This window comes from Bacillus siamensis, from assembly GCF_051628075.1.
GTDB lineage: Bacteria > Bacillota > Bacilli > Bacillales > Bacillaceae > Bacillus > Bacillus siamensis.
Window position 1 is genome coordinate 1354565 of sequence record NZ_CP155579.1, and the last position, 15703, is coordinate 1370267.

13 protein-coding genes and 2 pseudogenes are annotated in these 15703 nt (G+C 43.7%); 8 read left to right on the forward strand and 7 right to left on the reverse strand.

Annotated features, from left to right (window positions below):
* Positions 1-2 precede the first annotated feature (2 nt).
* Positions 3-779: a CAP domain-containing protein gene (locus tag ABDB98_RS07180; RefSeq protein WP_060962927.1), complete on the reverse strand. Its 777-nt coding sequence runs from the start codon at positions 777-779 to the stop codon at positions 3-5.
* 340 nt (positions 780-1119) lie between these two features.
* Here ABDB98_RS07180 and ABDB98_RS07185 point away from each other — a divergent pair, with 340 nt between their 5' ends.
* Together ABDB98_RS07185 and ABDB98_RS07190 are read left to right on the forward strand one after the other, a co-directional pair.
* Positions 1120-3252 carry a peptidoglycan D,D-transpeptidase FtsI family protein gene (locus ABDB98_RS07185; RefSeq protein ID WP_438421793.1) on the forward strand — a complete coding sequence of 711 codons (2133 nt, stop codon included), beginning with the start codon at positions 1120-1122 and terminating at the stop codon, positions 3250-3252.
* A 177-nt stretch (positions 3253-3429) separates the two neighbouring features.
* Positions 3430-5250 (forward strand): PAS domain-containing protein, encoded by a 1821-nt coding sequence (locus ABDB98_RS07190; protein WP_060962925.1) that lies wholly within the window; start codon positions 3430-3432, stop codon positions 5248-5250.
* On the opposite strand, the pseudogene ABDB98_RS07195 reads toward ABDB98_RS07190, so the two are convergent.
* Both ABDB98_RS07195 and ABDB98_RS07200 read right to left on the reverse strand, forming a co-directional pair.
* Positions 5231-6444: pseudogene (locus ABDB98_RS07195) on the reverse strand (aminotransferase A). The gene ABDB98_RS07190 and the pseudogene ABDB98_RS07195 overlap by 20 nt on opposite strands.
* A gap of 201 nt (positions 6445-6645) precedes the next feature.
* Complete coding sequence (locus tag ABDB98_RS07200; RefSeq protein ID WP_167388676.1) at positions 6646-6807, reverse strand: hypothetical protein; 162 nt, start codon at positions 6805-6807, stop codon at positions 6646-6648.
* A 188-nt stretch (positions 6808-6995) separates the two neighbouring features.
* Between ABDB98_RS07200 and cheV the strand changes: the two genes are divergently transcribed.
* Positions 6996-7907: a chemotaxis protein CheV gene (cheV, locus tag ABDB98_RS07205; RefSeq protein ID WP_049628385.1), complete on the forward strand. Its 912-nt coding sequence runs from the start codon at positions 6996-6998 to the stop codon at positions 7905-7907.
* Between the two features lie 42 nt (positions 7908-7949).
* Here the strand turns inward: cheV and ABDB98_RS07210 are convergent, their stop codons facing one another.
* The 4 genes from ABDB98_RS07210 to ABDB98_RS07225 all read right to left on the reverse strand — a co-directional run bounded on the left by ABDB98_RS07210 (position 7950) and on the right by ABDB98_RS07225 (position 11337).
* Positions 7950-8414: a YkyB family protein gene (locus ABDB98_RS07210; RefSeq protein WP_013352067.1), complete on the reverse strand. Its 465-nt coding sequence runs from the start codon at positions 8412-8414 to the stop codon at positions 7950-7952.
* A 122-nt stretch (positions 8415-8536) separates the two neighbouring features.
* Positions 8537-9829, reverse strand: a complete 1293-nt coding sequence (locus ABDB98_RS07215) for an MFS transporter (RefSeq protein WP_438421794.1) — start codon at positions 9827-9829, stop codon at positions 8537-8539.
* A gap of 75 nt (positions 9830-9904) precedes the next feature.
* Positions 9905-10399: a L,D-transpeptidase family protein gene (locus ABDB98_RS07220; protein WP_438422126.1), complete on the reverse strand. Its 495-nt coding sequence runs from the start codon at positions 10397-10399 to the stop codon at positions 9905-9907.
* A 74-nt stretch (positions 10400-10473) separates the two neighbouring features.
* Complete coding sequence (locus ABDB98_RS07225; protein WP_438421796.1) at positions 10474-11337, reverse strand: metallophosphoesterase; 864 nt, start codon at positions 11335-11337, stop codon at positions 10474-10476.
* Positions 11338-11480: 143 nt separating this feature from the next.
* Between ABDB98_RS07225 and fadH the strand changes: the two genes are divergently transcribed.
* The 5 genes and pseudogenes from fadH to ABDB98_RS07250 all read left to right on the forward strand — a co-directional run bounded on the left by fadH (position 11481) and on the right by ABDB98_RS07250 (position 15598).
* Positions 11481-12245 carry a 2,4-dienoyl-CoA reductase gene (gene fadH / locus ABDB98_RS07230; protein WP_438421798.1) on the forward strand — a complete coding sequence of 255 codons (765 nt, stop codon included), beginning with the start codon at positions 11481-11483 and terminating at the stop codon, positions 12243-12245.
* Positions 12246-12359: 114 nt separating this feature from the next.
* Positions 12360-12917, forward strand: a pseudogene (locus ABDB98_RS07235) (hypothetical protein).
* A gap of 132 nt (positions 12918-13049) precedes the next feature.
* The gene (locus tag ABDB98_RS07240; RefSeq protein WP_060962919.1) at positions 13050-14270 is read left to right on the forward strand and encodes an EAL domain-containing protein; all 1221 of its coding nucleotides are present in this window, start codon (positions 13050-13052) and stop codon (positions 14268-14270) included.
* 445 nt (positions 14271-14715) lie between these two features.
* The gene (locus tag ABDB98_RS07245) at positions 14716-14955 is read left to right on the forward strand and encodes a YkuJ family protein (protein ID WP_003154613.1); all 240 of its coding nucleotides are present in this window, start codon (positions 14716-14718) and stop codon (positions 14953-14955) included.
* A gap of 124 nt (positions 14956-15079) precedes the next feature.
* Positions 15080-15598, forward strand: coding sequence for a ribonuclease H-like YkuK family protein (locus ABDB98_RS07250; RefSeq protein WP_016936302.1), 519 nt, complete (start codon positions 15080-15082; stop codon positions 15596-15598).
* Positions 15599-15703: the final 105 nt, after the last annotated feature.

Consider the following 15703-nt stretch of genomic DNA (forward strand, 5'->3'; position numbering starts at 1 on the left):
GTTTATTTTCCGATGAATTGCTGTGTCCAGATGTTTCCTGATTCTACATAACCGACACCGATTTGAGTGAACTCAGGATTCATGATGTTCTCTCTGTGGCCTTCACTGTTCATCCAAGCTTTGACGACAGCTTCCGGAGTCGGCTGCCCTTTGGCGATATTTTCACCGGCAGTTTTATAAGTGATTCCGAAAGACTTCATCATATCGAAAGGTGAACCGTAAGTCGGACTTTGGTGATCAAAATAGTTTTTGTCTTTCATATCTTGTGATTTTGCGTGAGCTGATTTGCTTAGTTTATCATCAATCTGCAGAGGTTTTAAGCCTTGCTTTTGTCTCTCTGCGTTTGTCAATTCAACGACTTTCTTTTCATACGCACTGACAGATGAAGGAGTTTTCTCGCTGCTGTTGTTTGTGTTATCTGTCTGTTTTGCATTGTCAGCCGTCTGGTTTTGATCGGCTTTCGGTTTTTCAGCAGCTGCCGGTGCCGTTTTTGCCGGTGTTTCTTTTTGAACGTCTTTAACTGTCATATCAGAATGCTTTGCGTGTTTTTGCAGCTGCTGTTTCAGTTCTTTCTCATTTTTAAAGCTCAGCTGTTTCGCGCTCTTTTTCATATGTAGTTTTTCAACAGCCTCTTGAAGAGTCAGATGCTGTACGGTGTTTCCTTTTTTCACAGTAACGACGTGCTGGCATGACAGCTCTTTGGCAGATGCCTGCTGAATGCCTCCGAATGTAATCAAACTGACTGCCGCGGCGGCAGATAAGAGAAATGCTTTCTTCATAAGTTTATAGCCTCCCAGAGAAGTTGTTTTTTTCTACATGAAAAATCTTATCACAGCTTTTTTGTCATAATGCAGGCATTCATTTCCTTTGACAACAATCTCTTGTCATAATTGTAATTGAGCATAGAAAAATGGCTTTATATCAGGAAAAACGATCTGTATTTATATTTTAAAATCTGTTACATCACTTCAAGTTATTTGAAGTGTTAGATATATTTTGAGATAATTTGATCTTGACAGTTTTTTTTACCCATTTTCGCTGTAACAACTTTTACAAAAATGTTACAATTAAAATCTGTTTATGTAAATATATTCAATGATTTGAGAGGTGTAACAGAAAGTGGCTGAAGTCGCGCGTGAACCAAAGAAAAAAACGAAACGTTACAGAGCGCTGAGAATGAATCTCTATTTTTTAGTTGTTTTCCTTCTCTTTACGGCACTGATTTTTAAACTCGGCATCGTCCAGATTGTCGAAGGGGATAAACACCGCCAGGATGCGGAGAAAGCAAATGCAAAAACCGCCTATTATCCGACACCGCGGGGAAAGATGTATGACAAGCGGAACAGAGTGGCGGTTGATAACCAGGCTGTGCCTGAAATTGTATACGTTTCTACCTCAAAAACCTCGGCAAAGGACAAATTGAAAACGGCAAAAACTCTCGCCGCACTGATCCATATTGATACTGAATTTATGAAGGATCGAAATATCATTGATTACTGGCTTGCCGCACATCCGAAGAAGGCGGAAAAGCTTATAAAGGATTCAGAAAACAGCCTGAAATCCCAAGAAGTGTACAAACGCCAGATTGAACGCGTTCCGAAGCAGGAGATTGATGCGGTCAAAAAAGATAAAAAAGAGCTGCAAATCGCGGCGATTTATACGCGTTTTTCAAGCGGAAACGCTTATCAGCCGCAAGTGGTCAAATCAATGGACCCGAATAAGCTGAACGGAAACGGAAACAGCGGTTCACTGCTTGACGAACATGACAACAACAAGCAGAAACCGAAAAGCGACCTGACATATGAAGAAGTTTCCGTCGTATCCGAGCACCTGAAAGAGCTCCCCGGCATTGACGTAATCAATGACTGGACGCGGAAATATCCGTACGACAAAACGCTGTACTCTCTGTTCGGCGGTGTGACGACACCGGAACAGGGATTGTTGGGCGAACGGAAAGATTATTATGTCACAAGAGGATACTCACTGAATGACCGGGTGGGTAAAAGCTACATTGAATATCAGTATGAAGACTATTTAAACGCACATAAAGAAAAAGTAGAGTATGTGGAAAACAGCAAAGGTGAAGTCATCAGCCAAAAGCCCGTCGATGAAGGCAGCAGAGGCTACGATCTGCAGCTCTCGCTCGATATGGAATTACAATCGAAAGTCGAAAAAGTCATTGAAAAAGAGCTGAGAAGAAGCCGCGCCGCAGGCAACTATATGGTTGACAGAGGATTTGCCGTCATGATGGATCCGAACAACGGGGATATTCTCTCAATGGCGGGGAAACGCATTGATCTCGAAACGAATAAAACACAGGATTTTGCGATCGGAGCATTTACGACCCAATATGAGATGGGCTCTTCTGTTAAAGGAGCGACTGTTCTTGCGGGTTACCAAAGCGGCCTCCCGCATTATAAAACGTTTGTCGATGCACCGCTTAGCTTTAAAGGGAAAACGACAAAACAATCGTGGACACAAATGGGACCCATTACTGAGCTGACCGCGCTGCAAAGAAGTTCAAACGTATATATGTTTCATGTGGCCATGCATATCGCCGGCATACCCTACGTTCCGCACGGCACACTGCCGGCCGGATTAGACGATATTAAGAAAATGCGCAACTACTACGCCCAATTCGGCCTGGGTGTCAAAACCGGGATTGACCTTCCTCAGGAATCAGCGGGAATGCAGTCAAATCCGCAATTGGTCGGGGGATTGCTGCTGGATTTTGCGATCGGACAGTTTGATACATATACGCCGCTTCAAATGGCTCAATATATTTCGGCCATCGCAAACGGCGGATATCGCGTGCAGCCGCGGATCGTCACAAGCATTCATGAACCGGACAGCAAAAACAAACTTGGAAAAGCGATTGAACAGCGTGATATTAAAGTTTTGAACAAAGTAAATAACAGCCCGAGCGATTTTGATCAGGTTCATAAAGGAATGAAATTGGTCACAAGCTCACCTCAAGGAACGGCTTATTCAACATTCCAAGGTTCCGGCGCTGATGTTTCCGGAAAAACGGGAACCGCGGAGACGCACTATTACGGAACGAACAAAAACTGGTGGGGGGAATACACGTATAACCTGACTTTTGTCGGCTATTATCCGTCAGAACATCCACGAGTGGCATTCAGCGTCGTCGTTCCGTCTGTTCGAAATGATAAAGATCATGTCAGCAAAAATATTGCCAAGGGAGCAGTTGACGCTTACAAAGAGCTTGAAAAGAAATACAATAAAAAATAACAAATGAAAGGGCGGCCGAACATATCGTGCGCCCTTTCTTTCATTCAGGAAAATTGACGTTCACAATAAGAATAGAAGGAGAATGCTCATTTTTTAGCGAATCAATCTAGTGGAAATTCTTTTAATATCAGCCCGTGACCAGCCTGCAGTGTGAGTAAAATGCAAAGGAGGGATTCTGTGGAACAGGATACTCAGCATGTCAAACAGCTTCAATCGAAAACCGATCTTCATGCCGTTTTGACGTCTAATGGGCGTATTATGTATATTTCTGCAAACTGCAAATCGTATTTCAGTTATTCCCAGGAAGAGATGATCGGATCGTTTCTCAAAACGTTCCTGCATGAGGAAGATCAATTTTTGGTTGAAAGTTACTTCTATAATGAGCATCATTTAATGCCTTGCACCTTTCGCCTTATTAAAAAAGATCATACCATTGTTTGGCTTGAAGCAGGTGTGGAAATTGTCACACCGCAAATGGAGGGGACAGATCGGGAAATTATCCTTAAAATCAAGGTGCTTAAGGAGAAGACACCGTGCAGGTCTTATATGTATGAACAGAAGAAGCCAAAGGCAGAACAACAGTCAGCAGAAGCGGCTGGAAACGGCGAATTTGAGCGTCTTGTTGAAACGCTGCCGAATCCTCTATACGTCAGTATCAACGGCACAATCGCCTACGCCAATAACGCGATGCTTGCCATGCTGGGAGCCGAAAGCAAAGACGAGGTAATCGGCAGGCGCTCTTATGAGTTTATTGAAGAAGAGTATCACGACATTGTGAAAAACCGAATTGTGCGGATGCAAAAAGGAATGGAAGTCGGAATGATTGAACAGACGTGGAGAAGACTTGACGGCACGCCCATTCATTTAGAAGTGAAGGCGGCGCCGACGACATATAAAAATCAGCGGGCGGAATTACTGCTTCTGATTGATATTTCTTCACGGAAAAAATTCCAGACGATTCTTCAAAAAAGCAGAGAGCGTTATCAGCTCCTCATTCAGAATTCAATTGATACGATCGCCGTGATTCACAATGACAAATGGGTATTCATGAATGAGTCGGGTATTTCGCTGTTTGAAGCCGAAACCTATGAAGATTTAATCGGAAAAAACGTCTATGATCAGCTTCATCCCTGTGATCATGACGACGTGAGACAGCGGATTCAACATATTATCGACCGAAAGACCGAGTCCGAAATCATTAAACAATCGTGGTTTACTTTTAAAAACCGGCTGATCTACACGGAAATGGTCTGCATTCCGACGACGTTTTTCGGAGAAACGGCCGTGCAGGTCATTCTGCGTGACATTTCTGAGCGGAAGCAGACGGAGGAATTAATGCTGAAGTCGGAAAAGCTGTCTATCGCAGGGCAACTGGCGGCGGGAATCGCTCACGAAATCCGCAACCCGCTGACGGCGATCAAAGGATTTTTACAGCTCATGAAGCCGACGATGGAAGAAAACGAACATTATTTTGAAATTGTGTTTTCTGAACTGAGCAGAATCGAATTAATTTTAAGTGAACTTTTAATGCTTGCCAAACCTCAGCATAACGCAGTGAAAGAGCGTGTAAACTTAAAGAAAATTATAAGTGAGGTAACCGCTCTTTTAGAGACGCAGGCAAATCTTAAAGGGATTTTCATCAAAACGGATTACGAACGGGACAGCATGTTTATTAACGGTGATCAAAATCAGCTGAAGCAGGTGTTTATCAATCTGATAAAAAATGCCGTTGAGTCGATGCCTGATGGGGGAACGGTCCACATTCTCATGACAGAAGATGAGTATTCCGTTAAGGTGACGATCAAAGACGAGGGTGACGGGATACCGGAAAACGTGCTGAAACGAATAGGCGAACCGTTTCTGACAACGAAAGAAAAAGGAACCGGCCTGGGGCTGATGGTCACATTCAACCTTATTAAAAACCATCAGGGAGCCATCCAAGTAGACAGCAAACCGGATAAAGGCACAGCTTTTCACATTACATTCCCGAAACAATAAAAAACAACGGCGTAACGCCGTTGTTTAAATAGTCTGCATGGATTCTCTCGTTTTTAAAATAAACGCTTCCAGCCGGTCTAAACCTTCTCTCAATGTATCCAGTGAATATGCGAATGACAGCCTCACATACCCTTCACCCAACTTTGAAAACGAGCTGCCGGGCACCAGAGCCACACCTGCATCCTCTAAAAGAGCCATACTAAAATCAAACGATGACATTCCGAATGACTTAATGGAAGGGAAGATATAAAATGCGCCTGACGGCTTTACGACGTCAAGCCCCATTGACACAAGACGGTCATATACATAATCAAGCCGCTTTTTATACTGTTCTCTCATAATAAGCGCATCATCAACGCCGTTTGTCACCGCTTCAAGCGCTGCTTTCTGGGAGATCGAGGACGCGCATGTCACACTGTATTGGTGAACTTTTAAGATGTGCTTGGCAATGTCTTTCGGTGCGAAAATGAAACCGATTCTCCAGCCTGTCATGCTGTGTGATTTTGACAGCCCGTTGATCACGATCGTCTGGTCTCTCAAATAAGACGCAATCGAATAATGCGGTCTGTCATAGGTTAATTCGCTGTAAATCTCATCCGACAGTACAAAAACATTTCTGCCTTTCAGTACAGCTGCGATGTTTTTCAGCTCTTCTTCAGACAATGTCACTCCGGTCGGATTTGACGGATAAGGAAGAATGACGCATTTTGTTTTAGGCGTCAGCGATTCTTCAATGAGCCGCGCCGTCAGCTTAAATCCGTGTGTCGTCGTGTCCACATGAACGGGAACGGCGCCGGACATGCGGATAATCGGTTCATAGCCGGGATAAATCGGTCCGGGCAGAATGACTTCATCGCCGGGAGATAAAATCGTCCGCAAAGACGCGTCAATCGCTTGGCTCGCCCCGGTTGTGACGATGATTTCCGTTTCGGCCTCATAATTCAGATCCGCTTTTTTCTTCATATAAAGCTGTACGGCCTGTCTCAGCTCAAGACCGCCCGCATTCGGAGTATACGCCGTAGCGTTCTCGTCGATTGCTTTTTTGGCCGCCGCTTTGACATGGTGCGGCGTGAAGAAATCCGGCTGGCCGATCGTAAGCGAAATGACATTATCATGCTGAGCTACAAGATTTGAGAATTTGCGAATTCCTGAAATTTCAATTTCTTTTACATTCGGATTAAGCAAATGTTCCATAATTCATCACCTTATACTATATATTGAGTTTATCCTATTTTACCACTAGCTGAGCATTTGTCATCTATTTAAGTGAACTATCCCGAGTATATGTCCGATATGTGAAAACATACCTTCTTTCAGAAAAAAATAAGACAACCAGCTGAAATGATTGTCTTCATTGTATCATGATCTATCTATTGTGATATGTGGCGAATGTCATTAATACCCGTATTCAAAGCTGATGTTTTCCCGCCATACGATATACGGAGCGGGCTTATCGGGACACTCATTCGCTTCTTTTTTCATTTGCAGGTAAGCCGTTTTACTGATATCTTCTAACACCGTCATTTGATCTTGGTCGAATATGACTACTGTACCCATTTATTACACCCTTCTTCCTGAAAAATCCTTGACTATTTTACCACTCGATGTCAAAAAGTCAATGGGATAACAGAAAAAAGAATCTTTTTATAAAGAGTTAATGGCCAGTTGGCCCGAATACATTCACTTTTTCCGTTTACAGCCGATATAAACAGTACAATACTGAATGCGGATAGCGAGGGATTGAATTGTCTTTACAACAATACGATATTTTATTGGATTCAGGCACAAATGAATTAGAAATCGTCAAATTTGAAGTAGGCGTCAATACATTTGGCATAAATGTGATGAAAGTCCGGGAAATCATTCAGCCGGTAGATGTCACATCTGTGCCCCAGTCTCACAAAGACGTAGAAGGGATGATTAAGCTGAGAGGCGAAATTCTTCCCGTCATCAGCCTGTATACCTTTTTCGGCGTTGATGCCGAAGGGGCAAAAGACGATAAATATATCGTGACGGAATTCAACAAGCGGAAAATCGTCTTTCACGTCGGTTCCGTATCACAGATCCACAGGGTGTCCTGGGAGGCGATTGAAAAGCCGACTTCGCTGAATCAGGGCATGGAGCGGCACTTAACGGGTATCATTAAACTGGAAGACACGATGATCTTTTTACCTGATTATGAGAAGATCATTTACGACATTGAATCGGCATCCGGAGTTGAGACGTACCATGTCCATCAGGAAGGATTTGATGAAAGACGGGCGGGTAAAAAACTGATTATCGTAGAAGATTCGCCGCTTCTGATGCGCCTTTTGACGGATGAACTGACTGAAGCGGGGTACAGTGAAATCGTTACGTTTGAAAACGGAAAAGAAGCGTATGATTATGTCGTGGAATTAACGGATAAAGGAGCAAATCTGTCAGACCATATTGACATGATCATCAGTGACATTGAGATGCCGAAAATGGACGGGCACCGTTTGACGAAGCTCCTTAAGGATAACCCGCAAAGCTCTGATGTGCCGATTATGATCTTTTCGTCCCTGATTACGGATGACCTGCGCCACCGGGGCGAAGTCGTCGGAGCGGATGAACAGATCAGCAAGCCTGAAATCAGTGAGTTAATTAAAAAAGTGGATACGTACGTGATTGAATAGAAAAAAGCCGATGCGTCATGCATCGGCTTTTTTGCAGTGGAATTAAAAATAACTCTCACCAAGTTTTTTAAACACGGGTTTATGATAAGCGGGCTGCTGCCTGTTAGCGGCTAGCGGTTTTTCCTTTAAGCCCACATATTTTTGCAATAAGTTTTTCGCTTTTGTCAAAGACATTTGTGCTTTAGGATTGCGGTACGATTGATTTAACGTACCTAAATGCGGAAGATGCTGGAAGTCTTCTTTTGTTGGAGGCATGTGAAAATAGTAGTCTCCGATAGAGATAAGTACGTCTGACTGCTGTTGGCTAAACCTGGGATTATTTGAAAAGTGAAGCCCTATTTTTTTCCCTTTGCCTTCTTTCACAAGCTTTTGTAATGCCCGTTTTTTCAGCAGATAAAGGTATTTAGGGTTGGGGGCGGTTTTGGCATGGCGGTTCACAGTATAAACAGCTTTTGAAAGATTCTCGATGGTTGGCTGCAGCTCTTTCGAATAAGCGTGGTCGTCCATTATTTCTCTCCTTTGCATTGATCAAGTTCATATATAGATTATACTTTTTTAGCGTTGAAATGCAAATATTGAATATAAAAATACGCCTTTTTCTGATGAAAAGGGCGCATTTTTTTCCTTTATTAGACAGGATTCGCATGTTTTTCAGAATCAGCTTTTAATGATTGCTGCACATCGATTTCCGCCGCCTCGGCGCTGTACTTCGGAAGGGCGATAAAATAGAACACAAATACCGCCAAAATCACGATTCCCATGCCGTAATAAAGGTAATCAATATTGGAAACGAATTTCGGAAATAACAGGGCGACAAGTCCGAGTGTAATCGATTGGGCAAACATCATAAAGGGATCCTGCCAGCCGCTGACCCGGCCCATTATTTTCGGATGAACGATTTTCGGCATCCAGCCGCCGATGGCGATATTGACAGGGCCGATGCACATGCCGAGGACAAAAGCCGCCGCATAATAAATCCACAGCTGATCCGTATAGCCGAGGACAAAAATGAGCAGTCCGGCAGCCAAAATCGGAAGCGACATCAAATGATGCGGTTTGACTTTTTTTGCGAGCATCGTTCCGATCACACTTCCGGCAAGCAAACCGAAGCCGAGTGCGACGGTGAAGATGGAAGTGTGTGATTCGTAATGATCGGGCGCTAGTCCGTATTTCATCGTAAACATCGGAAGTACGGCAAAGCCGCCGTTGACAAATCCAAAAATAAAAAAGCCGAAAATAAGAGAAGCAAGCAATTTGTTTTTAATAATATATACGATCCCTTCTTTAAAATCAGCGGCCGAGTCTTTCAGAAACGAATCTCCCCATTTAAAAGGGCCGTTCGGCTGACGGGCTTCTATCGGAATGCGGCAGGCGCGGATCAGAAAGCCTGACACAATAAAGCTGACAAAATCAAGGATAATGGCTCCGTGAACACCGATCGTTTTATACATAAACGCACCCATACCGACGCCGAATACCATAAAGATGCTGAACAGGATCTGGTTAAGTCCCGCTGCTTTCGCATAATGCTCCTTAGGCAGAATAGCTTGTACAAGGCTGGCTTCCGCCGGGAAAAAGAACTTGGTCACGGCGCTTCTGATGAACAATATACAGAACACGAGAGGAATATTCCCGCTGTATAATGCCGCAAACAATACGATCGTCAGTCCCGCCCTGATCCAGTCACAATTTTCTGCGACCTTTTTCCTGTCGAGCCGGTCAGCTGCGACACCGACAATCAGAAATACGAAAACTGTCGGCAGCGAATACATGAGCTCTGCCAAAGTCGTGTATGCCGGCTGGTTGGCAAAGCGATCCAGTAAGTAAAAAGCGAAAGCCATATTACCTACAGTCGTTCCCATTTGAGAAGCGAGTGCTGCGAAAAATAAACGGACAAAATTGCGATTTTTAAATATATCCATAAACACGCTCCTTACCCTAAAGGTCCCACTGTAATATATTATCATCAGCTCGTTCCATAAACAAATGAGATCTTTCTATCTTATAATCGTCACCCTTGTTCCATTAGGGACGGTAGCGGCAAGTTCAGTGACGTCCTGATTATACATGCGGATGCATCCTTTTGATACCGCTTTGCCGATGGAGGAAGGATTATTTGTCCCGTGAATGCCGTAATGGAGCTTAGAGAGGCTGAGCCAATAAGCGCCGAACGGACCGCCGGGCTTAGGCTGGCGATTCACGATGTAAAATTCCCCGGTCGGCGTGGTCGTCAATATTTTTCCGACTGCGATCGGGTACGTACGGATGAGCCTGCCAAGGCGGTATAACTCCAGTTTCTTCGCTCCGATATACACGACAATGGAATAGGGAATAGTGGATGGGTCGGGAAGATTCGGTATGATAATATACTGTCCCGCGTAAATGACCGATTGGATTGAGGGATTTGCCTGAAGGAGAGCGGCCGTGCTTATTCTGAAGTCTTGCGCAATGCTTGAGATGGTTTCTCCTTGTTTCACTTGATAGGTCAGCAGTTTCATCACCCTCCTTTTTGTTCTTTTCCATATACATATTAAGGAGGGGCTGTTTGTGCATCGGGATAAAAGTCTTATTTTTGTACGGTTTTTAATGTGAACAGCGTGATTTCCGGTCTTGCTAAAAATCGATACGGCAGTCTTGTCGTACCGAGCCCGCGATTGACATAAACGGTTGTGTCATGCAGCGTATACATGCCGTCGGTATACGTTTTTCCGTAAGGGGGCGTAATGAGCGGCCCGAAAAACGGAAGCTGCACCTGACCGCCGTGAGTATGTCCCGACAGCTGCAGGTTTACGGGATGTCCGCCGATCTTGAGTGCGGCATCCGGCTCGTGAACGAGTAAAATGGAAAACGCATCTTCGGAAAGACGGGATAGAGTGCCTTCATAATCTGGCTTTCCGAGCATTACATCATCCAAAGACGCAAGTTCAATCCGGCTTCCATCTGCCAGTTGCACCTGACGAAAGCCGTTTCGAAGCACTTGAAAATCAGCCGCTTCCATCAGGGTCTTGTACGTGTTCGTGCCGTAGCCTCCGTGGTCATGGTTCCCGTATACACAAAGTTTGCCGAAAGGAGCTTCAAGCCTTTCCAGCACGGCGAGCGCATGCTGATGATCATGATATAAATGCGGCTTATCAATTAAATCTCCCGTAAAGATAAGCAGATCGGGCTTCAGCTGATTGATCTTTTCCGCTGTTTTATTCAAGTCTTCGGCTGTAAACACGTCACTGAGATGCGTATCGCTGAATTGAACGATTTTAAAATTGTCAAAGCCGCGTGGAATCAGGCGGCTGGTGATTGTATGCCGAGTGATTTCAATCATGCGCGGTTCAATATACCGGGCATAGCCGTAGCCTCCGCAAGCCGTCGCAAGAACCGTGCCAAAAATGCCGAATCCTCTTTTTAAAAATGTTCTTCTCGTCATTTTCTCCATATGTAAAACCAACCTTTGTCAGAGTTTTTCTATTATATCATCAGCTTGGCCGGAAAATCCCTTCTCAGCATGTAATGACGGGCAGAGTCATCTGTGATAGAATTATGAATGATTATTCATTCAATAAAAGGGGTGGGGTTGTTATGGATAAGAAAGCGGTAATCATTACAGGCGGTTCAAGCGGCATGGGAAAAGCAATGGCGAAAAAACAGGCTGAACTGGGATGGCACGTCATGGTGACGGGGAGGAACCAGGAAGCACTTGAGGAAACAAGAAAAGAAATTGAGACCTTTGAGGGACAGGTCGCCTGTTTTCAAATGGATGTCCGTTCAGAATCCGCCGCTTCAGACATGATGACAGAAGCGGTAAAAGTCTTTGGCCGGCTTGATGCGCTGATTAACAATGCGGCCGGTAATTTTATTTGCCCGGCAGAAAAGCTGACGCCCAACGGATGGAAAGCGGTTATTGAGATTGTTTTAAACGGCACTTTTTTTTGCAGCCAAGCCGCGGCAAGGCATTGGATCGAGCAAAAGCAGAAGGGTGTCATATTGAATATGGCCGCCACATACGCATGGGGAGCGGGAGCAGGGGTCGTTCATTCCGCTGCAGCCAAAGCGGGGGTATTGTCACTGACAAGAACGCTGGCCGTTGAATGGGGGAGCAAATACGGCATCCGCACAAACGCGATAGCCCCAGGCCCGATTGAACGAACAGGCGGTGCGGAGAAGCTGTTTGAATCGGAAAAAGCAATGTCCCGCACTATGAACAGTGTCCCGCTTGGCCGGCTGGGCACACCGGAAGAAATCGCCGCGTTGGCAGCGTTTTTGCTTTCTGATGAAGCGGCCTACATAAACGGGGATTGTATCACAATGGACGGCGGGCAGTGGCTGAATCCTTATCCGTTTTAATTTTTCGTATATTGACTATTTTGCAAAACAAGCGAACGGCAAAGCCGGCCGTTCGCTTGTTTTATTTTCTATTCAAAATTATGATATAATTTTGAAAGATTAAGGGGCGATTAATTGAAGAAATTATTAAAATGGTTTGTTGTACTATTTTTAAGCAGTTTAGTTATCATCTTTAATATTTGGTACTTTATGATTTGTGCTTTTACTCCACAGTATTATCAAAATACCAATCTTACTTCTGATGAAATAATCAGATTTGAAAAGCTATATCACATCGATTTTCCTGATGAAACGAAATTTATTAAAGCCAGGGAGTATTTGAGTGGGCTCGGAGGCGATACATCGGCTGTATGATATGTGTCTCTGCCAACTAAGCTGGCGGAAACAATTTTATCTGATTATACGTATATGCCAATAAATCATACTGATCATGCCGGTTCAATGTATGGAGTTGACGTTTCCAAGAGTGTTGGCGGGTTAACAACTCTTACATTTGGCACTTTAGATAAAAAAGGAACTTTCTTTCAGTTGGAACATGAGGATGATTGGATATATAACAGAACTGATTGGAGCCATTATTTTTGGACAGCTGCAGGTTATAATGCTCTTATATTTACCCTTTTATTTGTGATTGTGAAACAAATGAACAACGTCAAAAATGAATCGGTCTAAAGAGTGATCTTAAAAATGTTCCCCTTTTATTTTAAGCTGCTGCCATACTGCCTCCTTTTCCCCTAATCTAAACATTTGTGGTGCTGATATAATTGTGTATAATCAGACAAAGATAGAGAAGCAGGTGATAACATGTTGGACCCACTTGATATACTGACGAATATTGATGATGTCATTCCGTATTACCAAGCGATTTTTAACGCTGAGGAACAAAGAGTCGCAGGCTACGAAGTGCTTGGCCGGATTTTGGCAGATACGGAGATTGAGAGCCTAGGGCCGTTTTTCTTAGATTCCGGCATTCCGGAAGAATATAAGCTTGAGGTCGATGACAGAGTCATCAGGCAGGCGCTGGAGAGGTTTAAAGAAGCTGATCGTGATCTGTTGATTTTTATCAATCAGGATGCGAATGTATTGATGCTTGACCACGGCGAAAGCTTTCTTGAGCTTTTGAAAGAATACGAAGAGCAGGGCATTGAATTGAACCGTATTGTGCTTGAGATCACCGAGCACAATTTCGAAGGCGACATTGAACAGCTGTACCATATGCTTGCCTACTATCGTACATATGGCATTAAAATCGCAGTGGACAATATAGGTAAGGAGAGCAGCAACCTGGACAGAATCGCGCTCCTTTCACCGGACCTTCTGAAAATAGATTTGCAGGCGCTGAAGGTATCTCAGCCGTCACCATCCTATGAGCATGTGCTGTACAGCATTTCATTGCTGGCGAGAAAAATCGGCGCCGCGCTGCTGTATGAAGATATAGAAGCTGATTTCCAGCTCCAGTACGCATGGAGAAACGGAGGCCGATTTTTTCAAGGCTATTATCTGCAGGCGCCGAGCGGCGATTTTATAGACCGGAGCCTGTTAAAAGCACGCTTGAAAACGGAGTTTCAGCAATTTATCACGAGAGAAAAAAAGAAGCTGGAGACAGTATACGAACACTCTGAGAATTTTTATAAGCGGGTCAATCAGGCAGTTTCCGAGCTGAAGAAAACCCATCAGGCGGATGATGAGTTTATTAAGAAACTGGCGGAAAACCTGACGGACTGCTGTTTCAGAATTTATATGTGTGATGAAGAAGGCTATCAGCTGACGGGAAATGTGTTCAAGCAATCCGGCGAATGGCTTTATCAGCCTGAATACAGGGAGAAAAACTGGAGCTGGCGTCCGTACTTTTTAGAAAACATCATGAAGATGCGTAATTCGAGAAAAGGCTTTTTCAGTGACCTGTACAGTGATATTGAAACGGGTGAGATGATCAGAACCTTTTCATACCCGATGGATGACAATATGTATTTATTTATCGATCTGCCTTACTCTTATTTATATGAACAGGACGGATTACTTTAAAGCGGCTGCTGTAGGCCGCTTTTTTTATAAATGTGAAAAAGTTTATAAAAAACGATTGACAATGATACTGATAATCATTATCATTTAGTTATAGAGAGAAGTTACTCTCTGTTCCCCAACCCCTCTATCAGATCAAGATCCGAAAAAGCTTGGCGCTACCCCCGCCAAGTTTTTTTATGCCTTCCTGCGCATAAAAAGGCTCCTTCTCACATATATCTGACAATGGCGGCTCAAAAAGCGAAAAATCATTTATAAAAGGTGTATGACATTCCGAAAAAAGCTTCAAACTATTCGAAAACACAGTTTTCCCGTTTATTTTCTTATTGAAAATCCAGCGGGAAAATGCCATCCCGGTCTACTTTATGGTATGATGCTCTGTAGAACTTGTATTATAATAAATACTTGTTGATTTGAAGTTGTTTTTTGAAAGGAGTCTTTTTTTAGAATGTCACAATTAATGGGTATCATCACACGGCTGCAAAGTCTGCAAGAAACAGCCGAAGCGGCTAATGAGCCGATGCAGCGTTACTTCGAAGTAAATGGTGAGAAAATATGCAGTGTTAAATATTTTGAAAAGAATCAAACGTTTGAGCTGACGGTTTTCCAAAAAGGTGAAAAACCTAACACATATCCGTTTGATAACATTGACATGATTTCTATTGAAATTTTTGAGCTCCTTCAGTAATTTGGTTTGATTTTTCAGGCTGACCAAGCTTCCCGTCTTTTAGCAAGCGGAGCTTTATTAAATCATGCAAAGGAACCGTGCTCGTTCGTTTGGTTGTAGATTTTGGAAAGAGGAGTGTCCGTACATGGCTGATTCTTTTCTGTTTTATAATCTTTCTGAGGCACAGATGACCTTTCAAGACGTGATGGAGCGGCTGAAACGCTTTGTCAATAAAGACCCCCGATCAGCATACGTGCTGTCTGTGGGGACTGATTCACAAGTTTACCGCGACTTCACGAAGTTTATTACGGCTATACACTTGCACCGTACAGGCAAGGGAGCTTGGGGCTGTTTGAAAAATCACGATCTCGCCAGACCGATACATAGCCTTCGCGAAAAAATTTCGCTGGAAACCGCATTCAGCCAGGAGATGGCTGCGCATATCCTCGACGGACGTTTCATGGAAATTACCGATTTGCTCCTGCCTTTCGCTGATGAAGGAGCGGATCTTACATTTGAAGTGCACTTGGATATCGGCCAAAAAGGGCTGACAAAAGAATTGATACAAGAAATGACCGGCCGTATTACCTCGATGGGCATTGAAGCGAAAATCAAGCCCGATTCCTGCACAGCATTCAGTTATGCCAATCGTTACACAAAATAATATGTCTTACAGAATCCGCAAATTGTCGAATTATGCGGTTGACGATTTTTTTCTGTTTACTTATCCTAGCGGTAGAGCTGAAAGCAAATATCAACTTGCTTTCAG